This is a genomic window from Methylorubrum salsuginis (assembly GCF_900114375.1).
Taxonomy (GTDB): Bacteria; Pseudomonadota; Alphaproteobacteria; order Rhizobiales; family Beijerinckiaceae; genus Methylobacterium; species Methylobacterium salsuginis.
Map to the genome: position 1 here is coordinate 33,678 of NZ_FOSV01000028.1, position 24,193 is coordinate 57,870.

18 protein-coding genes are annotated in these 24,193 nt (G+C 66.5%); 10 read left to right on the forward strand and 8 right to left on the reverse strand.

Going from position 1 to position 24,193, the window contains the following annotated elements:
* Window positions 1-216 precede the first annotated feature (216 nt).
* Window positions 217-1,161, reverse strand: a complete 945-nt coding sequence (locus BM140_RS22325) for a GlxA family transcriptional regulator (protein ID WP_091951301.1) — start codon at window positions 1,159-1,161, stop codon at window positions 217-219.
* Window positions 1,162-1,826: 665 nt separating this feature from the next.
* On the opposite strand from BM140_RS22325, the gene BM140_RS22330 reads away from it, so the two are divergent.
* From BM140_RS22330 to BM140_RS22350, 5 genes are read left to right on the forward strand one after another with little or no spacing between them, the layout of a single operon-like run.
* Window positions 1,827-3,080 carry a sarcosine oxidase subunit beta family protein gene (locus tag BM140_RS22330; protein ID WP_091951269.1) on the forward strand — a complete coding sequence of 418 codons (1,254 nt, stop codon included), beginning with the start codon at window positions 1,827-1,829 and terminating at the stop codon, window positions 3,078-3,080.
* Between the two features lie 25 nt (window positions 3,081-3,105).
* The gene (locus tag BM140_RS22335) at window positions 3,106-3,438 is read left to right on the forward strand and encodes a sarcosine oxidase subunit delta (RefSeq protein WP_091951272.1); all 333 of its coding nucleotides are present in this window, start codon (window positions 3,106-3,108) and stop codon (window positions 3,436-3,438) included.
* A 1-nt stretch (window position 3,439) separates the two neighbouring features.
* Complete coding sequence (locus BM140_RS22340; protein WP_091951275.1) at window positions 3,440-6,430, forward strand: sarcosine oxidase subunit alpha family protein; 2,991 nt, start codon at window positions 3,440-3,442, stop codon at window positions 6,428-6,430.
* Window positions 6,423-6,989, forward strand: a complete 567-nt coding sequence (locus BM140_RS22345; protein ID WP_091951277.1) for a sarcosine oxidase subunit gamma — start codon at window positions 6,423-6,425, stop codon at window positions 6,987-6,989. The genes BM140_RS22340 and BM140_RS22345 overlap by 8 nt, the downstream gene beginning before the upstream one ends.
* Window positions 6,986-8,350: an L-serine ammonia-lyase gene (locus BM140_RS22350; protein WP_091951279.1), complete on the forward strand. Its 1,365-nt coding sequence runs from the start codon at window positions 6,986-6,988 to the stop codon at window positions 8,348-8,350. Before BM140_RS22345 ends, BM140_RS22350 begins: the two co-directional genes overlap by 4 nt.
* Window positions 8,351-9,074: 724 nt before the next feature.
* Here BM140_RS22350 and BM140_RS22355 read toward each other — a convergent pair.
* On the reverse strand, window positions 9,075-9,674 hold the full coding sequence (locus BM140_RS22355) for a TetR/AcrR family transcriptional regulator (protein WP_244535579.1): 600 nt from the start codon (window positions 9,672-9,674) through the stop codon (window positions 9,075-9,077).
* Between the two features lie 47 nt (window positions 9,675-9,721).
* Here BM140_RS22355 and BM140_RS22360 point away from each other — a divergent pair, with 47 nt between their 5' ends.
* Window positions 9,722-10,195 carry a monooxygenase family protein gene (locus BM140_RS22360; RefSeq protein ID WP_091951283.1) on the forward strand — a complete coding sequence of 158 codons (474 nt, stop codon included), beginning with the start codon at window positions 9,722-9,724 and terminating at the stop codon, window positions 10,193-10,195.
* Window positions 10,196-10,356: 161 nt separating this feature from the next.
* On the opposite strand, the gene BM140_RS22365 is transcribed toward BM140_RS22360, so the two are convergent.
* From BM140_RS22365 to BM140_RS22375, 3 genes are all read right to left on the reverse strand, one after another.
* On the reverse strand, window positions 10,357-11,019 hold the full coding sequence (locus BM140_RS22365) for a DUF2155 domain-containing protein (RefSeq protein ID WP_091951285.1): 663 nt from the start codon (window positions 11,017-11,019) through the stop codon (window positions 10,357-10,359).
* Window positions 11,020-11,124: 105 nt separating this feature from the next.
* The gene (locus tag BM140_RS22370) at window positions 11,125-12,222 is read right to left on the reverse strand and encodes an SMP-30/gluconolactonase/LRE family protein (protein WP_091951303.1); all 1,098 of its coding nucleotides are present in this window, start codon (window positions 12,220-12,222) and stop codon (window positions 11,125-11,127) included.
* Window positions 12,223-12,312: 90 nt separating this feature from the next.
* Window positions 12,313-12,729 (reverse strand): NADH:ubiquinone oxidoreductase subunit NDUFA12, encoded by a 417-nt coding sequence (locus tag BM140_RS22375; RefSeq protein ID WP_091951287.1) that lies wholly within the window; start codon window positions 12,727-12,729, stop codon window positions 12,313-12,315.
* Between the two features lie 499 nt (window positions 12,730-13,228).
* Between BM140_RS22375 and BM140_RS22380 the strand changes: the two genes are divergently transcribed.
* From BM140_RS22380 to BM140_RS22390, 4 genes are all read left to right on the forward strand, one after another.
* Entirely contained in the window at window positions 13,229-16,960 is a 3,732-nt protein-coding gene (locus BM140_RS22380; RefSeq protein WP_091951289.1) for a vitamin B12-dependent ribonucleotide reductase, read from the forward strand.
* A 408-nt stretch (window positions 16,961-17,368) separates the two neighbouring features.
* Window positions 17,369-18,601, forward strand: a complete 1,233-nt coding sequence (locus tag BM140_RS22385) for a patatin-like phospholipase family protein (RefSeq protein WP_091951291.1) — start codon at window positions 17,369-17,371, stop codon at window positions 18,599-18,601.
* Window positions 18,602-18,633: 32 nt separating this feature from the next.
* Window positions 18,634-19,860: an anti-phage 6A-MBL system MBL-fold protein gene (locus tag BM140_RS26020; RefSeq protein WP_165616527.1), complete on the forward strand. Its 1,227-nt coding sequence runs from the start codon at window positions 18,634-18,636 to the stop codon at window positions 19,858-19,860.
* A complete protein-coding gene (locus tag BM140_RS22390) occupies window positions 19,769-22,048 on the forward strand; it encodes an anti-phage 6A-MBL system cap2_3 protein (RefSeq protein ID WP_165616528.1) in 2,280 nt (759 codons plus the stop codon). Before BM140_RS26020 ends, BM140_RS22390 begins: the two co-directional genes overlap by 92 nt.
* A 115-nt stretch (window positions 22,049-22,163) precedes the next feature.
* Here the strand turns inward: BM140_RS22390 and BM140_RS25245 are convergent, their stop codons facing one another.
* The 3 genes from BM140_RS25245 to BM140_RS22400 form a co-directional block, all read right to left on the reverse strand.
* Window positions 22,164-22,802: an HNH endonuclease gene (locus tag BM140_RS25245; RefSeq protein ID WP_114436015.1), complete on the reverse strand. Its 639-nt coding sequence runs from the start codon at window positions 22,800-22,802 to the stop codon at window positions 22,164-22,166.
* Complete coding sequence (locus BM140_RS22395) at window positions 22,802-23,782, reverse strand: AAA family ATPase (RefSeq protein ID WP_091951295.1); 981 nt, start codon at window positions 23,780-23,782, stop codon at window positions 22,802-22,804. The genes BM140_RS25245 and BM140_RS22395 overlap by 1 nt, the downstream gene beginning before the upstream one ends.
* A 121-nt stretch (window positions 23,783-23,903) precedes the next feature.
* Window positions 23,904-24,193: integrase core domain-containing protein (locus BM140_RS22400; protein WP_131803932.1), on the reverse strand; the 290-nt coding region annotated here is incomplete at its 5' end.

The following is a 24,193-nucleotide window of genomic DNA, read 5'->3' on the forward strand; positions in this document are numbered from 1 at the left end:
CTGCGTGATCTGAAGACTAGGCCCGGCAAGCCCCCCGATCTTGCCGGAAAGCGACCTTTCCTTACGAATGCAAGGCTCTGTCGCCAGCGACGCGGCGTCTCATACCAACCGGCACGAAACAGGACCGATGGTCCTGTTTCGTGCATCCGGCGGAGGCCCGCCGCCCCGCCTTCGCGAGGGCAATCGGCGATGAGGCAGGATCATTGCCGATGGGTATCACGCCTGCGCGAGGGCCCGCGCCTGCACCACCTTCCGCTCCGCGCTCGGCGGCTGGCCGAAGCAGTCGAGATAGGCCTTCGAGAAATGCGAGGCCGAGGTGAAGCCGCATTCCATCGCCACCGAGAGCAGCGGCATCGCCGTCTGGCGGATCAGGTCGCGGGCATGCTCCAGGCGGATGCGCAGATAGTGCTTGGCCGGCGAGCGGCCGAGATATTTCAGGAACAGCCGCTCGAGCTGGCGGGTCGAGAGGTGGACCGCCTCGGCGAGTTCCTGGCTGCCGAGCGGCTCGGCGAGCGAGGCTTCCATCAGCCCGACCACCTTGAGGAGCTTGGGATGCGCCACGCCGAGGCGCATCCGAAGATCCATCCGTTGGCGCTCGCAGGAATCGCGGATGCGGTGGTGGATGAGCTGGTCGGCGACGTTGGAGGCCACGGTCGGCCCGTGCTCGCGCATGATCAGTGACAGCATCATGTCGGCCGCCGCCGTGCCGCCCGCGCAGGTGAAGCGGTTCCGGTCGATCTCGAACAGGTCGGAGCCGATCTCCAGCCCCTCGTGCTCGGACATCAGGCCCGGCAGGTTCTCCCAGTGGATCGTCGCCCGGTAGCCGTCGAGCAGGCCCGCCTTGGCCAGCACGTAGGTGCCGGTGCAGACGGCACCGATGGCGCTGCCGCGGGCACTGGCCCGGCGCAGGGCCGCGTGCAGCGCCCGATGGTCCGCCTTCTGGATGTCCAGGCCGCCGCACACGATCAGCATGTCGAAATCCTGCACGTCGCCGAACCGGCCCGAGACCTTGATCTCGATCCCGTTCGAGGCGGTGCACTTGGTCCCGTCCTCGGACCAGAGCGAGTAACGGTAGAGATCGCGCCCGGCGGCGCGGTTGGCGAGCCGCAGGGCCTCGATCGCCGAGGAGAAGGCGATCATCGAGAAGCGCTCGACCAGCATGAAGCCGACGGTGATCGCCTTGCCCGAGACCGTCTCGCCGACCGCCGCCGGACTGACGGGGCTCGCCTCCGAGAACGTTGCAATCTGTTCCATCCCGACCACCATTTGCCGGCCTTTGCCGTGGCGTGATGGGCAAATCACGTGCCGTCCCGTCCTACCTCGCTCGGGAATCGTCCCGGTCGGGTGACCGTCGGCGGACCGTGCGCCGAAGCGGCGCCCATAACGGAAGTTAATCTCCGAATGTCGCCCAGGCGCAATCGAATAATTCTTGTTCGAGGCCGTCGGGGGTGAAGCTGGGGGCGCCTCGGGCGCTCGCGGCCGGGCCCGCCAACATCCTCTCTCCTTGGTCCCCCTTCGCTTTTCGCACCGCCGGAGCGCTCGAGCGGGAAGCCCGGTCCCCCCGAGCGGGACGCTCCTCGTGCACCGGGAGGGGGCCGACTTTCCTGTGAGCGATGGCGCATCGATGCCGATCGAGGCGGCCGCGAATCGGTCGCCCGCATCAGGGGCGTCCCGCCACCTGCAATATCGTGCCGGCCGCCGCCCTCGCCGCCGCCTAGTGCGCCGGCGCGTCGCGTAAAGTCGTAAAATCCAAACTCGCGGTCGCCGTCGATCAAGCCCCCCCGCGGGGGCCGGACCATGATCCGTCAACACCGCGAGGTCGACCGATGCGCCGCTTCTCCCTCACGTCGCTGCTTTCCGAATCCATGCGGGGCCATACCGGCTGGGGGCGCCAGTGGCGCGCTCCCGAGCCGAAGCCCCGGTACGACGTCGTCATCGTCGGCGGCGGCGGCCATGGCCTCGCCACGGCCTATTACCTCGCCACCGTCCACGGCATCACCAACGTGGCGGTGCTGGAGAAGGGCTGGATCGGCGGCGGCAACACCGGCCGCAACACCACGATCATCCGCTCCAACTACCTCTACGACGAGAGCGCGGCGCTCTACGAGCACGCCCTCAAGCTGTGGGAGGGCCTCTCCCAGGAGCTGAACTACAACGTGATGTTCTCGCAGCGCGGCGTCCTGATGCTCGCGCACAACATCCACGACGTTCAGAGCTTCAAGCGGCACGTCTACGCCAACCGCCTCAACGGCATCGACAACGAGTGGCTGTCGAAGGAAGAGTGCAAGGAATTCTGCCCGCCGATCGATATCAGCAGCCACCTGCGCTATCCGGTGCTCGGCGGCGCGCTCCAGCGCCGGGCCGGCACCGCCCGGCACGACGCGGTGGCCTGGGGCTATGCCCGCGGCGCCGATGCCCGCGGCGTCGACATCATCCAGAACTGTGAGGTCACCGGCATCCGCCGCGACGCCTCGGGCACCGCCATCGGCGTCGAGACCAACCGCGGCTATATCGGCGCGGGCCGGATCGGCGTGGTCGCCGCCGGCCACACCTCGACCGTGATGAACATGGCCGGGGTGTCGATGCCGCTGGAGAGCTACCCGCTCCAGGCGCTCGTCTCCGAGCCGGTCAAGCCGATCTTTCCCTGCGTCGTGATGTCGAACGCGGTCCACGCCTACATCTCGCAATCCGACAAGGGCGAGCTGGTGATCGGCGCGGGCACCGACCAGTACACCTCCTACAGCCAGCAGGGCGGCCTCCACATCACCACCCACACGCTGGACGCCATCTGCGAGGTGTTCCCGCAATTCACCCGCATGCGGATGCTGCGCTCCTGGGGCGGCATCGTCGACGTCACCCCCGACCGCTCGCCGATCATCGGCAAGACCCCGGTCCAGAACCTGTTCGTCAATTGCGGCTGGGGCACCGGCGGCTTCAAGGCGACGCCGGGCTCGGGCCACGTCTTCGCCCACACGCTCGCGACCGGCACGCCGCACGCGATCAACGCGCCCTTCTCGCTCGACCGCTTCCGCACCGGCCGCCTCATCGACGAGGCGGCGGCGGCAGCCGTCGCGCATTGATCCGCCTTCGCCCGGAGATCGACCGATGCTGCTGATCGCCTGTCCCTATTGCGGCAACCGCCCCGAGACCGAGTTCCGCTGCGGCGGCCAAGCCCACATCGCCCGGCCGGAGCAGCCGGGCGCCCTCGATGACCAGAACTGGTCCGAGTACCTGTTCGTGCGCAAGAACCCCCGCGGGGTCCATGCCGAGCGCTGGAACCACGCCCATGGCTGCGGGCGCTGGTTCAACGCCCTGCGCGACACGGTCACCGACCGCTTCATCGAGACCTATCCGATGGGCGAGCGCCCGCGCTCCGAGCAGGGCGGCGCGACGGCCCCGGCAGCGACTTCCGACATCCAGAGCGAGGCGAGGGCGTGAGATGGCACAGCCGTTCAGATTGTCCCGCGGCGGACGGATCGACCGTTCCCGCCCCATCGTCTTCGAGTTCAACGGTCGGCCGATCCACGGCTACCAGGGCGATACCGTCGCCTCGGCGCTGATCGCCAACGGCATCCACCTCGTCGGGCGCTCGTTCAAGTATCACCGCCCCCGCGGCATCCTCAGCCACGGCCCGGACGAGCCGAGCGCGCTGCTCTCGGTCGATCGCGGCCCCGGCCGGGTCGATCCGAACAACCGCGCCTCGGTGGTCGAGGCCCGCGCCGGCCTGCGCACGAAGTCTCAGAACCACTGGCCGTCGCTGGAATACGACATCGGCGCGGTCAACGACCTCTTGTCGCCGGTCTTCGTGGCGGGGTTCTACTACAAGACCTTCATGTGGCCGCGGAAGTTCTGGGATCGTGTCTACGAGCCGTTCATCCGCGCAGCCGCGGGCCTGGGCAAGGCGCCGACGCAGGCCGACCCCGACCGCTACGCCAACCGCCACGCCCATTGCGACGTGCTGATCGTCGGCGCCGGCCCGACGGGTCTCGCCGCCGCGCTCGCCGCCGCGAGAACCGGCAAGCGCGTCATCATCGCCGACGAGGGCCCGGAGCCGGGCGGCGCGCTGCTGCATGATCCCAAGGCCGAGATCGACGGCCGCCTCGCTTCCGAGTGGCTGGCCGAGACGCTCGCCGATCTGGATGCCCGCGAGAACGTCATCCTGCTGCCGCGCACCACCGTGTTCGGCTATTACAACCACAACCACGTGGCGATGGCCGAGCGCGTCACCGACCACCTGCCCTCCGCCGCCGGTCAGGCGCCGCGTGAGCGCCTGTGGCAGGTGCGGGCCGGCGAGGTGGTGCTGGCCGGGGGCGCCCACGAGCGTCCTCTCGTCTTCGCCGACAACGACCGTCCGGGCATCCTGCTCGCCGAGAGCGTGCGGGTGTTCCTCAACCGCTACGGCGTCGCCCCGGGCAACCGGCTCGTCGTCGCCACCAGCGGCGCCTCGGCCTATCAGGTCGCCCTCGACGCCAAGTCGGCGGGCCTCGACGTCACCCTGGTCGATCTGCGGCTGGAGACCGATTGCGGGCCGGAAGTCACCCGCCTGCGACAGGCCGGCGTCGAAGTCCTGACCGGCCACACCGTGGTCGGCTCGAAGGGCCGCACGCGCGTCTCCGGCCTCATCGTGGCGCCGGTGGAGAGCAACGGCCGCTGCGGCGCCCGCCGCGTCATCGCTTGCGACTGCGTCGGCATGTCTGGCGGCTGGACGCCCGCCGTCCACCTGTTCTCGCAGTCCCGCGGCAAGCTGCGCTACGACGACGGCCTCGACGCCTTCGTCCCCGGCACCTCGGCGCAGGCCGAGCGCTCGGCGGGCGCCGCGAAGGGCACCTACGATCTGGCCGCCTGCCTCAACGAGGGCTTCGCCGCCGGCGCCGCCGCTTCGGGCTCGTCCGAGACCCACAGCTTCGGGGCGAGCGCCACGCTCACCGGCTTCCAGCCGGTGCGGGTGATGCCCACCGACGCCGACCCGAAGAAGGTCCGGGCCTTCGTCGATTACCAGAACGACGTCACCGCCAAGGACATCAAGCTCGCCGTGCGCGAGGGCTTCCAGTCGATCGAGCACGTCAAGCGCTACACCACCACCGGAATGGCGACCGACCAGGGCAAGACCTCGAACATGAACGCGCTCGGCATCGTCGCCGGGCAGCTCGACAAGGCGCTGCCGGCGGTCGGCACCACGACGTTCCGCCCGCCCTACACGCCCGTCACCTTCGGCGCGCTCGTCGGGCCGGCGCGCCACGCCCTGTTCGACCCGATCCGCACCACGCCGATCCACGGCTGGGCCGAGAGCCACGGCGCCACCTTCGAGAACGTCGCCCTGTGGCGCCGCGCCTGGTACTTCCCGAAGGCTGGCGAGGACCTGCACGCCGCGGTCGCCCGCGAGTGCAAGGCGGTCCGCGAAGGCGTCGGCATCTTCGACGCCTCGACGCTCGGCAAGATCGAGGTGGTCGGGCCGGATGCGGCCGAGTTCATGAACCGGATGTACGTCAACCCCTGGGCCAAGCTCGCCAACGGCCGCTGCCGCTACGGGCTGATGCTCAAGGAAGACGGCTACATCCTCGATGACGGCGTCGTCGCCCGCGTCTCCGACGAGTGCTTCCACGTCACCACGACCACGGGCGGGGCCGCCCGCGTGCTCGGCCACATGGAGGATTACCTCCAGACCGAGTGGCCGGACCTGCAGGTGTTCCTGACCTCGACCACCGAGCAATGGGCGGTGATCGCGCTGCAGGGCCCGAAGGCCCGCAACGTCATCGAGCCGCTCGTAGACGGTATCGACCTGTCGCCGGACGCCTTCCCGCACATGGCGATGCGGACGGGAACGATCTGCGGCGTGCCGACCCGGCTGTTCCGCGTCTCGTTCACGGGCGAGCTCGGCTTCGAGATCAACGTGCCGACCGACCACGCCCTGGCGGTCTGGGAGGCGATCTATGCCGCGGGCCAGCCCCACGGCATCACGCCCTACGGCACCGAGACGATGCACGTGCTGCGCGCCGAGAAGGGCTACATCATCGTCGGTCAGGAGACCGACGGCACGGTGACGCCCGACGACGTGGGCCTGGCCGGCATGATCGCCAAGACCAAGGTCGACTTCGTGGGAAAACGCTCGCTGGCCCGCCCGGACGTGGTGGCCACCACCGGCCGCAAGCAGCTGATCGGCCTCATGACCGAGGATCCGAAGCTCGTCCTCGACGAGGGCGCGCAGATCGTCGCCGATCCGAACCAGCCGATCCCGATGCGCATGCTTGGCCACGTCACGTCGAGCTACTGGAGCCCGAACTGCGACCGCTCCATCGCGCTGGCTCTGGTGGCGGACGGGCGCGCCCTGATGGGCAAGACGCTCCACATCACCACGCCCGACGGCTTCACCCGCGCGACCGTGAGCGAGCCGGTCTTCTTCGACACCAAGGGAGAACGCGTCAATGCTTGAGGTTCGCTACCGCACCGCCCGCACCCTCCCGCTCGGCCGGGTCGAGGCCCGCCCCGCGGGCGTCGCGATCCGCCCCGCCGAAGCTGAAGCCCGCTTCGTCCTGCGCATCCGCTCCACCGAGGGCGAGATCGCGGGCTTGCCGCTGAACCGGCCGATCAACACGGTCTCGGGCGACGACCGCCGCTGGATCGCCCGGCTCGGGCCGGACGAGTGGCTGATCGGCGTGCCGGAGGGCGAGGCCGATCTGCTGCAGACCTCCGCCGCGAGCGATCTCGCCGGCCGGGCCCACTCCCTAGTCGATGTCTCGAACCGCAATGTCGGCATCGACGTCGAGGGGGCGCGGGCCGACGAACTCCTCAACGCCGGCTGCCCCCTCGATCTGGGTGAGGCCGCCTTCCCGGCGGGGAGCGCCACCCGCACCCTGCTCGGCAAGGCCGAGATCGTGCTGATCCGCCGGGCCGGCGCGCAGCCGCGCTACCGGGTGGAATGCTGGCGTTCCTTCGCCACATACGTGCACGACTTCCTCAAGGAGGCGGGCCTAGGGATCGGCGAGGGATGATCAGCGTCTTCGACCTGTTCAAGATCGGCATCGGACCGTCCAGCTCCCACACGGTCGGCCCGATGGTCGCCGCCCGCCGCTTCCGCGAGCGGCTCGCAGGTCGGACAGACACCGCCCGGATCAGCGCCGAGATCTTCGGATCGCTCGCCTGGACCGGCCGCGGCCACGGCACCGACGTGGCGATTTTCCTGGGGCTGCTGGGACACGATCCGGCGACTCTCGATCCGGATCGGGTCGCCGAGTACACCAACGCACTGACCGAGCGCGGCGCCCTCGACCTGCCGGGGGCGGATGCCCCGGTGGCGTTCGACACGGCGCACGATCTCGTCTTCAACTTCACCGAAATCCTGCCGCGCCACACCAACGGCATGCGCTTCCGCGCCCATGACGGGGCGGGTGCGGTGCTGACCGAGACCACCTGCTACTCGATCGGCGGCGGCTTCGTCGTGGACGAGGGCGAGGGAGAGGACAGCGTGCTGGTCGCCCAGCCGGTGCCCTATCCCTATACGAGCGCCGCCGAGCTGCTGGCGTTCTGCGCCGAGACGGGCCTCAGCATCGCTCAGGTGCAGAGGGAGAACGAGCGGGCGCTGCGCTCCGAATCCGAGATCGAATCCGGCCTCGACGCGATCCGCGACGCCATGCTGTCCTGCATCGACCGGGGCCTGCGCATGGACGGCGAGTTGCCCGGCGGCCTCAAGGTGCGCCGCCGCGCCAAGCGCCTGCATGCCCAGCTTCAGGAGGGCCGGCTCTCCAACAGCCGCCCGGCCCACGAGGTGATGGACTGGATCAGCCTGTTCGCGCTGGCGGTGAACGAGGAGAACGCCGCGGGCGGCCGCGTCGTCACCGCGCCGACCAACGGCGCCGCCGGCATCGTGCCCGCGGTCCTGCGCTACGTCGTCGAGTTCTGCCCCGGCTGGTGTGACGCCCACGGGCGCGACTTCCTGCTCACGGCGGCGGCCGTCGGCGGCCTGATCAAGAGCCGCGCCTCGATCTCGGGCGCCGAGGTCGGCTGCCAGGGCGAGGTCGGCTCGGCCGCCGCCATGGCCGCGGCGGGCCTCGCCGCGGTGCTCGGCGGCAACGCGCTGCAAGTGGAGAACGCCGCCGAGATCGCCATGGAGCACCATCTCGGCATGACCTGCGATCCGATCGGCGGCCTCGTGCAGATCCCCTGCATCGAGCGCAACGCCTTCGGGGCCAACAAGGCGGTGGCGGCCGCTTCGCTCGCGCTCCGCGGGGACGGCATCCACTACGTGACGCTCGACGAGGTCATCGAGACCATGCGCCAGACCGGTCTCGACATGCAGGACAAGTACAAGGAGACCTCCCTCGGCGGTCTCGCGGTCAACGTCGCCGCCTGCTGACGGCAGACCGAGGGAATCGGGTCGGCAAGACCGCCCCGATCCACACCCGCCTCCGACGGCCCAGGCTTAGCCGATCCGCACTCCGTCTGGCCTTTCCAAGTTCTCCTTCTTTGCTAGGCCTTATCCAACTTGATTGCACCAGAACAGTTCAGGCAATTTCATCGAGCATCATTTCGTATAATTGATGTTATATTTTTGTAATTATTATTGCATGTTTCGAAATAAATCTATTGGCAGAATAATCATCAGATTTTCATTGCAAAACATTCCAGCACCCTCATTCCAACGCTTACGATGCAAAATTGGCGCCGGCAGCGCCCTGTCTCGTGCTATCGATGGAGGGCGGATACCCACGTGACCTCGATCTACGTGAGGCGTTCGACGACCTATGCTACATTGTGAAGATGGGACACCTTGGCGACTGATCCCGTTCGCCTGCGGGCCGTGGCGCCCATCGACCGGCATGATCCGGCGTTGGCTGCGGAGAGCTTTGCGGAGGTGGCCGTCGACCTGCGGGCGGTGCTGAACATAGCGATCGAACGGGAGCCCAAGCCCTTGGCGGCGATCCTCGACCGCAGGACGCGGTGCTCATCGCTCGAGAGTAGCGAGCAGGCCGGTGGCGGAGCTTCAGAGGGGAGATGGGCGGCAGCCTCGAACCGGCCTTCGGCCAAGAGCATTCGGATCAGGCGACGACACATATGAGCCAACCCGATCGGACGCCGCTTCAGCGTCCGCGGGCATCCAAGTGCAGCAGCCGCTCTGCCAGCGCCAGGACGGCTTCGGCATTCCCGCTCAACTCCGCGCCCAACACCCCGTCGAGCGCCAGCACCGCCATGCCGTGGACCAGCGACCAGCACCGCAAGGATTCGTCCCGGGCCTGCTCAGCGGGCACCAGAGTCGCGACGCGGGCAGCGAGCACGCCGAAGGCCTCGCTTGAGGCCTTCGGCAGCGCCTCGGGCGGCGCGACCGCGCAGCTTTTGAACATCAGCCGGAACAGGCCGGAATTCGAGGCAGCGAAGGCGACGTAGGCCACGCCCTGGGCGATGAGCGCCGCCCGCCCCTCCCCTCCCCCGCGGTCCGCCCCCTCCAGATCCGCCCGCAACCGCTCGAACCCGACCGTTGCGACGGCGGCGAGCAGCGCGTCCTTGTCGGAAAAGTGTCGGTAGGGCGCCATCGCCGAGACGCCGGCCCGGCGCGCCGCCTCCCGCAGGCCGAGCGAGGCCGGATCGCCCCCCTCCTCCAGGATCGCGAGCCCGGCCGCGACCAGGGCCTCCCGGAGTTCGCCGTGATGGTAGCCGGCCTTCGCCGGCCGCGATGTTGACACTGTACGCGCCACTTCTATGATGACGGTGTAAACATGGAGGGGGTGCCATGCGGGCGGATGCGGCGCAAGAGACACGACACGACCGGGAATCGGTCGATCTCTCCGGCTATCCCGATCTCGTCGTGGTCTATCTCGGCTTCCGGGTCGGCACGTGGCGGGGCCTGCTGGCGCTGTTCGGCATCGCCCGCGGCATCGCCGGCATCCAGCGGGAGATGCCGGAGGGGCTCTTGGTCCACGAGAACCTCGTGTTCGGCCTCAACCATGTCGGCATGCGCCAGTACTGGCGCGATCTGGAAAGCCTGGAGACCTTCACCCGCTCCGACCCGCACCGGATATGGTGGCGGAAGTTCGGGCGCGACCGCTCGGGCGGCACCGCCTTCTGGCACGAGGCCTACCGCCTCTCGGGCGGGATGGAGGCGATCTATGTCGGCCTGCCCCAGCCCATCGGGCTCGCGCGCTTCGCCGGCTCGCGCAAGCCGGTCGGGCCGTTCATGAGTTCGCGGCATCGGCTCGCAGGTTAGAGCATCAGCCCGGGAGGTGGGAACCGGCTCTCGGAAAAGCCGATGCGGCACAATAAGAGAGGGCCTTCCCGGATCTGAGATCCGGGACAAGGCCCTCTTGCAGGGTTCCACCCTGCACCCGCGAAAGGGCTCGCCCTTTCGAAACCCCAAGATCGCAGCAACTACCGGAACAGCGCGTCGAACAGGTTCTGCGGCTCGCGCGGCGGCGGGGGGGCCGGTGCCGGGCCTTCGTTGTTCGGGAAGAACTTTCGCGAGGGCTTCTGCTTCGGCTGGACCGGCACGCCGCGCGGCCCCTCGACATCGACCTGACCGGCCTGGTTGACCTGGCTCGCGGTCTTGGTCGGATCGCTGCCCTTCTTACGGCCGGGCTTCTCCTGGCGCGAGGCGAGGGCGGGCACGTCCTCCTGCTCCTTCGCCTCGGCGATCACGTCGGTGCCGCCCTTACAATCGGTCAGCCACACGTCGTAGATCGGATGCTCGATGGCGTGCAGCCCCGGGCTCGACGCGAACATCCACCCGGTGAAGATGCGCCGGTACTTGCTGTCGAGCGTCACCTCGTCGACTTCGAGGAAGGCGGTGGTCTTGGGCGTCTCGGTGGGGGGCCGCGAGTAGCAGACCCGCGGCGTCATCTGCAGCGCGCCGAACTGCACCGTCTCGTCGATGGCGACCTCGAAGGTCACGATCCGCCCGGTGATCTTGTCGAGACCGGAAAACACCGCGGTCGGGTTCTTGATCTTGTCGGCCGAGGCCGGCAGCGCGGCGACGCACATGGCGCAAACGGCGAGCGCGGTCCGGCGCAACGATGGGGCGGAGATGCGGCTCAAGGCGCCCTCTTGAGTCATTCGAACGGCCGGTGAAGCCCGAGAAACAGGTCCGGCCGTCTCAACACCGGAAGGGTGGTGGAAAAAGGGCGGTGGCCGGGTTCCCCGTCAATTCCGCACCGGCTTCACCCCGATCGCCATACGAAAAATCGTGGTCGGGAACGCGATTCGGTTCGTGCCGCCGTTCATCGCCTTGCTGCGGTTCATCTGCGCGGCGGGAATCCATAAGCCTCCCTCCTCGTCGATCCACATCGCGTCGCCCCACACCAGCCGCGGATCCTGCACCAGCGTGCTCTGGCTGCCGTCCGGCGCGAACTTGAGGATGCGGAGGTTGTCGGTGTCGGAAGCGTAGATGTTGCCATCGGCATCGATCGCGGTGCCGCCGGTCGAGACGGTGGCGGCGAACAGCGCCACGTGCTTGCCCCGCTCCGCGTCGCTCACGCTCTTGTCGTCGAGCCACTTCGTCTCGATCCGGTAAAGCGGCCCAGTGCAGGCCTGATAGTAGAAGAACTTCCCGTCCGGCGAGACTTCGAGCTGGTCGGCGTGGATCGCGATCGGCTGGTCCTTCTCGCTCAGGAGCACCTTGTTCTCGCCGGTGAGCGGGCGCTGGGACACCGTGGAGGGATGCCCGTCGAGGGCGCGCCGCAGCGACCCGTCGTCGAGGTCGAGCACGATCAGGCCGGGCTGGCCGGCATCGGTGAGATAGACCTTGCGGCCGTTGAAGCGGAAATCGTCGATGAAGCTCTTCTGCGTCGTCGCGGCCTCAAGAGGCCACACCTTGCGGACCTTGTTGGCGGACAGATCGATCTGCACCAGCTTCGGCCCGCCGGGCAGCGGCGCCCCGCCGAGTTCGGCCGCGCCCTTGTCCACCACCCACAGGTCGCCGTCGGGCCCGATGCGGATCGCGTTGGCGCCCACGAACGCCTTCGACGCGTCGTCGCCGGTCTTCCAGCTGTTCCAGGCGGTGTCGGGATAGGCCTGCGGCTTTCCGTCGATCCACTCGCCGAGTTGGATGCCCTTGTCCTTCTGCTGGCGCTGGAACGGCGAGAACAGCCGCCCGTCCTTTGTCCGGGTGATGCCGTTGAAGACGAGGGTTTCGGATTTCAGGACCGGCGTCAGCTCGGCCGGGGCCTGAGTGTCCGCCTCCTGCGCCTGCGCCACGCCCGCGCCGAGGCACAGCAGGGCCGCCATCGTGATCGCCCGCATCGAAGTTCCCTCCACCTTGGTCATGGAGGGAAAGGTCGAAGCCCCGGATCGGTTCAGTTCAGGGCCGGCTCCGGGCGATCACGGAATCGCTCACTCCCCCGGCGTCCACGGCACGTAGTCGCCGGTCGCGGCGGGGCGGGCCCCCCAGGAGAGCTGCGAGCCCTTCGGCCGGTAGGCCGCGGCCGTGCCGGTCAGGTTCTCCTCGTGGGGCTTCTGCCACTCGCGCGGGCGATAATCCTCCTCGCTCGGGGGGACGTCGCCGTTGTGGCACAGCCATGCACGCCAGCCGGGGGGCACGCGGGAGGCGTCGGCGTAGCCGTTATAGACCACCCAGCGCCGCTCCGGGCCGACCGAGCGGTCGATCAGGGGGCCCAGCGCCTTGTAGTACTTGTTGCCGAGCTCGTCCGCGCCGACGAACTGCCCGCTGCGCGCGGTGACGAGCGCGAGCGACACCGTCTGCCCGTTCCACCACGTGAAGATGCGCAGCAGCGTGTCCTTGAGGGCCATGGTTCCTCCCGGCGCGCAGGCCGGCTCGTTCACGGATGCGCGCGTTATGCGGCAGCCCGGACGCGGCGTCCAGCGAGACGGCGCATCTGTCGCATTTTCGGCACGCCCGGCCCAGTTCCGAACGCCGGTTAACCATGCCGCCCGGCGAGCCGGCGCCGCTGCCTGTGAATCCAAAATTTTTCGCAGGCGATTCCGACAGGCCAAAACGGCACTTAGCGGAATGGCCGCGATATCCACAGGATTATGCCGCCAACCACTACATCTAGCGCGGAACACGGGTAGCCGGCACTAGTTATTGACGTGAGAGGCAGCCGGGCATTAAGGTTCGGGCATCGCTTCGGACGGGTCGGCGCCGGGTCTCAAACCCTGGCCCGCACATCGATCGATCGGTTTCGTGGGCTCAGTCACGCGGCCGGAGCGGACATCCTGCTTTCCATCCTGACACGGTGCGGCACCATCCGCTCCGGGCGCTTCCACGCGTCTCATGGGGAAATGATTCATGCGGTTCGAGCGGCGCTACACCACGGCCGGCCAGTCCCCCTACGCCACCATCGCCTTCCGCGAGGCGGTGAGCGAGATCCGTAACCCCGACGGCTCGGTCGTCTTCCGGCTCGCCGGCATCTCGGTGCCCGAGAGCTGGAGCCAGGTCGCCGCCGACGTGCTGGCCCAGAAGTATTTTCGCAAGGCCGGCGTCCCGGCCCGCCTGAAGAAGGTGGAGGAGAACAGCGTTCCCTCGTTCCTGTGGCGCTCGATTCCGGATGAAGCCGCGCTCGCCGCGCTGCCCGAGGACGAGCGTTACGTCTCGGAAATCTCCTCGACGCAGGTGTTCGACCGGCTCGCCGGCTGCTGGACCTATTGGGGCTGGAAGGGCGGCTACTTCTCGTCCGAAGAGGACGCGTCCGCCTTCCAGGACGAGCTGCGCTTCATGCTGGCCAAGCAGATGGTGGCGCCGAACTCGCCGCAATGGTTCAACACCGGCCTGCACTGGGCCTACGGCATCGATGGCCCGAGCCAGGGCCACTATTACTGCGACTACCGCACGGGTGAGCTGACGAAGTCGGCCTCGTCCTACGAGCACCCGCAGCCGCATGCCTGCTTCATCCAGGGCGTGCAGGACGACCTCGTCAACGAGGGCGGCATCATGGATCTGTGGGTGCGCGAGGCGCGCCTGTTCAAGTACGGCTCCGGCACCGGCTCGAACTTCTCGATGCTGCGCGCCGAGAACGAGAAGCTGGGCGGCGGCGGCAAGTCGTCGGGCCTGATGTCCTTCCTCAAGATCGGCGACCGGGCCGCGGGCGCGATCAAATCCGGCGGCACCACGCGGCGCGCCGCCAAGATGGTGATCGTCGATATCGACCATCCGGACATCGAGGCCTTTATCGACTGGAAGGTGAAGGAGGAGCAGAAGGTCGCCGCCCTGGTGACCGGCTCCAAGGTCGTCTCCAAGCACCTCACCGCGGTGATGAAGGCCTGCACCCAGTGCGAGGCCGAAGGCGACGCCTGCTTCGACGCCGAGCGCAACCCGGCCCTCAAGCGCGAGATCAAGGCCGCCCGCAAGGCGATGGTGCCCGACGCCTACATCAAGCGCGTCGTGCAGTTCGCCAAGCAAGGCTTCACCAAGATCGAGTTCCCGGTCTACGACACCGATTGGGATTCGGAGGCCTATCTCACCGTCGCCGGCCAGAACTCCAACAACTCGGTCTCGCTGACCGACCAGTTCCTGCGCGCCGTCGAGGCCGACGAGGACTGGGCGCTCACCGCCCGCACCACCGGCAAGGTCACCAAGACCGTCAAGGCCCGTGAGCTGTGGGAGAAGATCGGCGAGGCCGCCTGGGCGTCGGCCGATCCGGGCCTGCACTTCAACACGACGATGAACGACTGGCACACCTGCCCGACCGGCGGGCGGATCCGGGCCTCGAACCCGTGCTCGGAGTACATGTTCCTCGACGACACCGCCTGCAACCTCGCCAGCGCCAACCTGCTGACGATGTACGACCGCGCCACGAAGCACTTCGACGTGGAGGCGTTCGAGCATCTCAACCGCCTCTGGACGGTGGTGCTCGAGATCTCGGTGATGATGGCGCAGTTCCCGAGCCAGGAAATCGCCGAGCTGTCCTACAAGTACCGCACGCTGGGCCTCGGCTACGCCAATATCGGCGGCCTGCTGATGACGATGGGTCTGCCCTACGACTCGGACAAGGGCCGGGCGCTCGCCGGCGCGCTCACCGCGATCATGACGGGCGTGGCCTATGCCACCTCCGCCGAGATGGCGGCCGAGCTCGGCACCTTCGAGGCCTATCCCGAGAACAGCACCCACATGCTGCGGGTGATCCGCAACCACCGCCGCGCGGCCCACGGCGAGGCCCACGGCTACGAGGGGCTCAACGTCGCCCCCGTGCCGCTCGACCACGCCAACATCCCGCAGGGCGATCTCGGCGCGCACGCCAAGGCGGCCTGGGACCGGGCGCTGTCGCTCGGCGAGGCGCACGGCTACCGCAACGCGCAGGCCACCGTGATCGCGCCGACCGGCACGATCGGCCTCGTGATGGATTGCGACACCACCGGCATCGAGCCCGACTTCGCCCTGGTGAAGTTCAAGAAGCTCGCCGGCGGCGGCTACTTCAAGATCATCAACCAAGCGGCCCCGGACGCCCTGCGGGCGCTGGGCTACCGCGAGGCCGAGATCGCCGAGATCGAGGCCTACGCGGTCGGCCACGGCTCGATGGGTCAGGCGCCCGCGATCAACCCCGGCTCGCTCCGGGCCAAAGGCTTCACCGACGAGAAGATCGCGGCGGTGGAAGCCGGACTGAAGTCGGCCTTCGACATCAAGTTCGTGTTCAACCGCTGGACGCTCGGCGACGATTTCTTGAAGGACACCCTCAAGGTGCCCGCCGAGAAGCTGGCCGACCCGACCTTCGAGCTGCTGCCGTTCCTCGGCTTCTCGAAGAAGGACATCGAGGCCGCCAACACCCATGTCTGCGGGGCGATGACGCTGGAGGGTGCCCCTGGCCTCAAGCCGGAGCACTACGCGGTGTTCGACTGCGCCAATCCCTGCGGGCGCACCGGCAAGCGCTACCTCTCGGTCGAGAGCCACATCCGCATGATGGCGGCGGCGCAGCCCTTCATCTCGGGGGCGATCTCCAAGACCATCAACATGCCCAACGACGCGACGGTGGACGACTGCAAGTCGGCCTACCTGATGTCCTGGCGCTTGGCGCTGAAGGCGAACGCCCTCTACCGCGACGGCTCCAAGCTGTCGCAGCCGCTCAACGCCGCGCTGATCGCCGACGAGGAGGACGAGGCCGAAGACGCGCTCGAGGCGATCGTCCAGGCCCCGGCCGCCGCCAAAGCCTCCATTGCAGCCGAGAAGATCGTCGAGCGCGTCATCGAGCGGATCGAGCGCATCCGCTCGCGGGAGAAGATGCCGGACCGGCGGAAAGGCTACACCCAGAAGGCGGTCGTCGGCGGGCACAAGGTCTATCTGCGCACCGGCGAGTACGAGGACGGGCGGCTCGGCGAGATCTTCATCGACATGCACAAGGAGGGCGCGACCTTCCGGAGCTTGATGAACAACTTCGCCATCGCGATCTCGCTCGGCCTCCAATACGGCGTGCCGCTGGAGGAATACGTCGAGGCCTTCACCTTCACACGGTTCGAGCCGGCGGGCTTCGTGCAGGGCAACGACGCGATCAAGAACGCGACCTCGCTGCTCGATTACGTGTTCCGCGAGCTGGCCGTGTCCTATCTCGGCCGCACCGACCTCGCCCACGTCAACCCGGCCGAGATCGGCGGCACGGTGCTCGGCGGCGGCGAGGGCGACACCACCCGCGAATCGGGCAAGCCGGCGCCGGCCGCCTCCGCGGTGGTCTCCCGCGGCCTTCTGCGCGGCTCGGCCGACCGGCTCACCCTGATCCAGGGCGGTCCGTCCGGGGCCACGGTGGGGGTCGGGGCAGCCTCGACCGGCCAGACCGCCCCGGCCGGCGGCGCGGTCCACGCGGTGCGGGGTGCCACCGCGCTCAAGGCAGAGCCGCAGGCTCTGGGCAGCATCGAGACCCTGCCCTTCGCCAAGCCGGAAGCGAAGGCGGAGCGCAGCGTCGCGGATCGCCGCGCCGAAGCGAAGATGAAGGGCTATGTCGGCGAGGCCTGCCCGGAATGCGCGAACTTCACGCTGGTCCGCAACGGCACCTGTTTGAAGTGCGACACCTGCGGCGGCACGACGGGGTGCTCGTAACGCAGGCCTGCCGGTGAGGACGGTGTAACGGAGAGGGGAGTTTGGGCCCAAAAAGAGGGAAGATTGGACCCTCGGCATAGGCAAGTTCAGACCCAGCCCCCTCCAAGGCCGAATTCGAGGGAGCGACACAAAGTCGAAAGGCCACTTCAATGCTTACGGTGAAGACACCTGGAACTTCACCCTGAGTTTGGCGTGAAATCACGCTCCGGTGACCGCTGGCGGTAGATCGATACCGTCAGCGGTCGGCGAACCCACCAGGCTCTTCGGCGGGGTCTGCCGTGCCGGGCCCCATCTACTAACCGGTCATCCGAGGACGTCAAAAAGACGTCCTCGGGCGATGCCTGGAACAAACCGGGTACGGTCAAGCCTGGCCGACGGGAATGCTTCGTCTCCAAAAGGGATGCGAACATGGCGTTCACAGACACCCCGCCTCCTCGAAGCGAAGGAGGCGCAGGCCCGCCTCGGCTCGGCTTAGCCCTTTCCGGCGGCGGCACGCGGGCAGCGGTTTTTCATCTGGGCGTCCTTCGTCGGCTTGCCGCCGAAGAGGCGCTGGAGCGGGTGACGCACCTGTCGACCGTATCAGGCGGCAGCTTGGTCACGGCGGTCATCATGGCGCAGGCCGGGATGCAGTGGCCGACGTCGGCCCGGTACGAGCGGGAAATCTACCCCCGCGTCAGAGAGCTTCTCACAACCGCCGACCTCTTCTCGCTCCGCGCCATCGGTCTAGGTGGGCTTGTCCGGTTCAACCATCGCCTCCTGTCCCATCGGGCCAGCGTGCTCGCGGATCTGCTCGAAGAGAGATGGGGCGTGACCGGGAGCCTCGGCGACCTTCCGAACGCGCCGGTCTGGTGGATCAACACGACCTGTCTGCACACCGGCAAGAACTGGCGTTTCGCCCGGCGGGAGATGGGCGACTGGAAGTTCGGCCTCCACCACGAACCGCCCTACCGGCTCGCCGAGGCGGCAGCTGCGTCGGCCGCCGTCCCCTACGCTATCGGTGCCCTGACCCTCGACCTGCCCAAGGAAGGCTGGTTCGTTGCCGACAGACTTAACCATAAGGCGTCAGCCCGGCGGGAGCGGCCCCCAACGGAACGGGTGCGTCTTTGGGACGGGGGCGCCTACGAGAACCTCGGCCTGGAAGCCCTCTACAAGCCTGGGCAGGCCCTTCGACATTGCGACTTCCTGATCTGCAGCGACGCGTCGGCCGAGCTGCCTCCGGATAGTCGACCTTCGCTCCTCGGCCTTCTCAGCGGCCGTCTGGCGAGCCCTCGCCTCTTCGACATCACGAGCGACCAGATCCGGGCGCTTCGCTCCCGCATGTTCTTCCGTGACGTCTTGGACAAGACCGTGCGCGGCACCCTCATCAAGATGGGCCGGTCGACGCGGGAGATCGACATCCAGGTCGGGCGCGAGCGCGCGGCCCAGGAGTACGACGCCTTTCAATCGGACGCGGAGGCGCGCCGCGCGCACCTGCATCCGACCGATCTCACCGCAATGGCGCCGGCCGTCTTCGAGCGGATCGCCCGCCATGGCTTCGAGATGGCGGACACCGTCCTGACCACCCACTCCCCCGCTGAATTTCCCAACTGCCACGCTTGGCCGGCGGCGCCTGAGCACGAACGGGAGCTCACGGTCGCCTGACCGCCCACACCCCATCGAATCGAGGTAATCCCATGACCGCCTACGTCACCTTCTATCCGCTCGGCGACGCCGACAGCGCTCTCATCGACCTGGCCGATAAGCGCAAGGTCCTCGTGGACTTTGGCAACCAGCGCAACCCAGACAAGGCCGACGACCCCCGCTGCGATCTCGCCGCCGAACTCCGGGCGAACCTGAGAAAGGCAGGGCGCGACAGCTTCGACGTCGTCTGCTTCACCCACCTCGACGACGACCATTGCTGCCGCACGGGCGAGTTCTTCTGGCTCGACCACGCCAAGGCGTACCAAGGCGAGGGCCGCATCAGGATTAACGAGCTCTGGGTGCCCGCCTGCGCCCTGACCGAGGAAGGGCTAAAGGGTGACGCCCGCCTCGTGCAGGCGGAGGCCCGGCACCGTCTCCGCGAGAAGAAGGGCATCCGCATCTTCTCCCGCGCCGAACGGCTCAAGGCTTGGATGGAGCAGGAGGAACTCGATTACGAGACGCGCAAGCACCTGTTCGTCGACGCCGGCAAGCTCGTGCCCGGCTTCAGCAAGGACGGACCCGAACGCGCCGAGTTCTTCGTGCACAGCCCCTTCGCCTGGCGTCAGGACGAGAACACGGTCGTCGACCGAAACGGCGACGCCGTCGCGTTCCAGGTCACCTTCAAGGAAGCGACCCACGAAACCTACGCGCTGTTCGGCTCGGACCTCGACCACGACGCGCTGTCGGACATCGTCAAGATCACCCGCCGCTACGGGAACGCCGACCGCCTCCGCTGGGACTTGATGAAGCTCCCGCACCACTGCTCGTACCTGTCCCTCGGGCCGGAACGCGGAGAGGACGAGACGGTGGCCGTCGACGAGGTGAAGTGGCTTTTTGAGACCCAGGGCCAGAAGAACTGCACCATTGTCTCCCCGAGCCGGCCGATCCCCATAGCCGGCACCGACGGTGACAAGGACTCCCAGCCGCCGCATCGGCAGGCAGCCAACCACCATCGCCGGGTAGCCCGCGAGAAGGGTGGCACCTTCAGGGTCACGATGGAGGAGCCTCGCAAGGATGCTCCGAAGCCCTCCGGTTCGAGGTCAGCCGGTTCGGACTGGCTTTGGCGCTCGCGGCGCCGAGCGTCGTCGCTACGGCGACGTCGGCACCGGCGCGCCAGGGCTGATGCCGATGGCCTGGATCGACGAATGGGGCTCGGCGCTCGATCCAGCCGAGCTTGCGCACGAGACCGCACGAGCGGTCGCGTCATACTTGGCCGATGAGGCGGCCGACATTGCGAACGTGGGAAACGCCTATCGCAATGCCCACGGGGCCGAGATCCTGCTCGTTGAGCTGAGGACCGACGTTCCCCAGCATCCGGTGGTGCCGATCCTGCCCGTAGAGCCGCTCGGCATCGCCTTCGGCGAGGCGGGCAGCATGCCGCTCGTGATGGCGCTTCGCGAGGATTTCCCGGACACCGAGCACCAGCAACTCGTTCCGGAAGGATGCCCTGCCGCTATCTGCGTCGATGACCGACCCTGGGACGAAGCGCAGCTCACCTGGACACCGGCCGAGCTTCTCCAGCGTATCGTCGCCTGGTTTCATCGTGCCGCTCGCGGTGAGTTGCATGACCCCAACCAACCCCTCGACCCATTCTTCGGGGTGAGCCCGTTCAGCTTCGTCTTCCCGCGCGCCGTCCTCGGCGAGGGAGGCAGTAGCGTGGAACTCGCCGCCTTCGGTGTGGAGGCCGGCAAGCAGATGATCGTCCAAGCGGTCGCGCTCTCGACGACCGAAAGCAGCGAGGTCCGCGGTCGGCGCATCCTACCCCTCGCCTACCGGGTACCTCCCGAGCGCATGAGGCGCATGAGGAAAGCCCCTTCCGACCTTGCCTCGCTCGCGGGCTTCCTTAAGGAACGAGACATCGAACTGATCGATGATCTCCGCCAACGCATCCTCGGCTGGTCTGGCGCATCCGCGACGGATGGAAAGCGGCTCGGTTCCCTGTTGGCGATCATCGTCGACATGCCGGTGGTCGGGCCCGACGGAGGCGGGTCTGGCGCAGCCGACGTTCGGATGTTTCTTACGGAGCGACCCGTCGGAGACATCGGGGTGGCCCTGGGCGTTCTCCTGCCCGGAGCCAGCGACGAGGTCGCCTCGCGCTATGCTCCGGCCATCGTCAAGCAGCCCGTCGACGAGCCGGCGCTACGCGCCATCAGGATCGAACTCGCGCAAGTCCACGTCGCCTTCGACCCGGACCGGGCCGCCGAGCTCGCCGGGTTTCGACGTGATCCCCGCCAAGCGGTCTTGGTCGGCGCAGGAGCGATAGGCTCACACCTCGCCGAGAGCCTCGTGCGGGAGGGACGCTTCGTCTGGGACATCGTCGATGACGACCACCTGCTCCCGCATAACCTTGCCCGACATACGCTCAGCTACCCGGACGTCGGCCGGTTGAAGGCCAGCGCGCTCAAGGACCGGCTCAACGGCATCTTCGCGCCCACCACTCCACCGGTGGTCCGGACCGTGCTGGCCTGCAACGTCCTGCGTCCGGGCGAGCACGCCGAGGCGCTTCGGAGCCTGCTCGCGGAAGCCGCGGTCATCTTGGATGCCTCGGCATCGGTCGCGGCCGCCCGCCATCTCTCGGACCTAGGCGGCGCGGCGCGTCGGGCGAGCGCATTCTTCAATCCCTCGGGGGAGTCTGTCGTGGTGCTCGTCGAGGCCGAGGACCGGTCCGTTAGCCTACGAGACCTGGAGGCGCAGTATTACGGAGCCGTGCTGCGACTGCCAGCTCTGGAACGGCACCTCAGCGCCGTCGGCGAGCGCTTCGCCTACACCGGGGCGTGCCGGGCGGTGACGAACCGTATCCCGGAGAGCCGCGCCGCCTTGCTGTCCGCGCTGGCAGCGCAGGGGCTTGGGCGCGCCCTGGACAGCCCGGAGCCCGCAATCCTCCTGTGGTTGCTCGGCCCTGACGGTGAGGTCGAGTTCACGCGTCCCACGGTCGCCCCGGTCGAGCAAATCCGTCGCGGCGATTGGAACATAACGCTCGACGCCGACCTAAAGGATAATCTTATCACGCGGCGCGCAGCTCGGCTTCCAGAGGAGACGGGGGGCGCGCTCCTCGGCACGGTGGACGCTCGCGCACGTCGTATTCACCTCGTCGAGGCGCTGGCGCCGCCATCGGACAGCGTCGGCTCGGTCTCGGGTTTCGAGCGCGGCATCGCCGGGCTGACCGAGGTCGTGACCGCCAGGATGGCACGGGTCATGGACCAAGTCCGCTACGTTGGGGAATGGCACTCGCATCCGCCGCAGGCTTCCACGACTCCGAGCTCAACGGATCTCCGGCAGCTCGGCCGGTCGGCGGGCGTGCTATCGGCGGAGGGCTTCCCAGCCCTGTCTCTCATCGTCGGAGAGCGAGACGTCAACGTCCTGCTCAAGGAGGGGCGGCCGCGGTCCCAAGATCGTACTGGGCGGTGACCGCGGAGGCGGCCGAGGCATCGAACCTAGGTACGAGCCGGACCCGAACGACGAAGCGCTCCTGCGCTTGCCCGGCCCGGGGGCGCTCACGCCAAAGGGCAGTCCAAAGCACACTCTATGCCTGCGGAACACTTTTGACGTATACAGTAAATGCCGCTAGTGCCATATCCAACTCAAGTGGGGAGGCATGGGGATCCATAAACTTGCCAACTATGTTGTCGGCGTGGGAGTTGATCGGGAGAACCTTTTCACCGACCTTGAGCAAACCAAAGCGGTGGAGGTTGCACATTTGAGTCAGTTTAATTCCTTTATCGGTGAGCGGCCTGACGACTTCGCCGTACCAACGAATATGATCTTCATATTCATCGAAATGCGGATGAACAATCAAGTAATGCTGCGACTGATCGGGAAATGAAACGCGCTGCGGATTGACCCTCACCTCATCTTCACCTTTGGCAATATTGCAGTCCTTGCATGCCGCAGCCAAATTTCTTGGCTCAAATAAAAACTTCACAGCTTTGCTGCGCGGTATAATATGCTCACCGTCCCAAACGGCATTATTGCCAGTTGGGTATTCACGCTTACAGTAACAGCACTTCCTGTTCTGCGCGAAAATATAATGGTCTTTTGCCTGCTTTCTGACTGATGTTACAGCATCGTCTCCCCAATATGCCGGTTTCATGTCAGCAGGATCGAGACAAGTAAATGCATCAACCAAGGCTTGGTTGGCCTGGGAATACCTGACGGGTTCCATCAACGAACCTCTGTACCAGCCTCGCGGGCGACATCTTCCAGGCGACGTATAGTGCCTAGAATTGGGTCGTCCTTCTCCATGTCGACTGAAATCTTTTTCAAATCAGATAATATGGCGGCAAACTCGACTGATCTTGCTTGGCCGGACGCGATTAATCGCATAGCAGTCACAACACGCTCGCGAATATACAGGTTTCCCTGCATAGGCGCGCCGAATACTTCTGCAAGTAAATAATCGGCTGATTGTCCAGTCATCTTCTCTACCGGAGGCAGATCCTCCCTATCCAGGGCAATCACCTGAGCGTTATCGGGCAACTCAGATATAACCATTGGTGAGTGCGTAGCAATTACGAAATGACAACCTTTGTAACGCGAAAATGTTCGAGTCAGAAGATTCACGTAATCTATCTGCCACTCAGGGTGAAGACTAAGCTCAGGCTCATCAATTAATACCAGACTTCCGTTGACTATCACAGATGATAACGATAGCAGTGAGGCAACTATGCTTAGCTGTCCTGAGCTTGCCCGCCTTAGATCCGAGACAAGGCCATTGCGCTGTGTTATTTCTACACCACTTAACGTCAGGAAGCCTGCGCGTCGAAGAGGCTGCAAAGTATGGAATGTCTCGTCCAGCATACCGCCGCTAGAAAAATCGGCCGATGCACGAACGACCCCATGCGATGCTCGCTCTATTGCGTAACGCAGAAGATTACTGAGTTCATTTTCACTTGTGCCCGCTTCTATAACTTCAGAAATGCGCTTTTTTTGCCCATATTCGGTTACAACCTCCGCGAAATTAATCGGCGCATCTTCGTCGACCAATGTGCGAATTGCGAATGGTATTCGCAAGCGGTATATCACCGTCAAAGTAGGCTGAAGCTCAAGATAGCTAAATATAGCTCCGATGTTAATCCTGCGGAGAGCTTCATTTGCACCTTCTTCAAACAAATTGTTTAAAGAACGAAACAACAAGCTTTCCATAGAAGCTTTATTAAATTGATCCCTAAGACCAAGATAATGATAGAGAGAGGGCACTAAGGGAGCTACTGAATTACGCACAGAACTGACCTGACCGGCATTTTGGACCGAGCCGATTGAGAGGCTACTGCATGGTGGCGGCCATGGGTAGCCGGAAGGCTCGATCCGGGACGGTGACGGGCGCAGGTGGCCGGTAGCCCAGCGACGAGTGCGGCCGGACGCGGTTATAGGTGTTCTGCCAGAGGGCGATCACAGTCTGCGCCTCCCTCAACGAGTAGAAGATTTCTTGACGTAGGCACTCATCACGAAGCTTGCCGTTGAAGCTTTCGCAGTACCCGTTCTCCCACGGCGAGCCGGGTGCGATGTACTGGATCTGCGGTCCGACCTTGGCGACCCACTTGCGCAGCGCCTTCG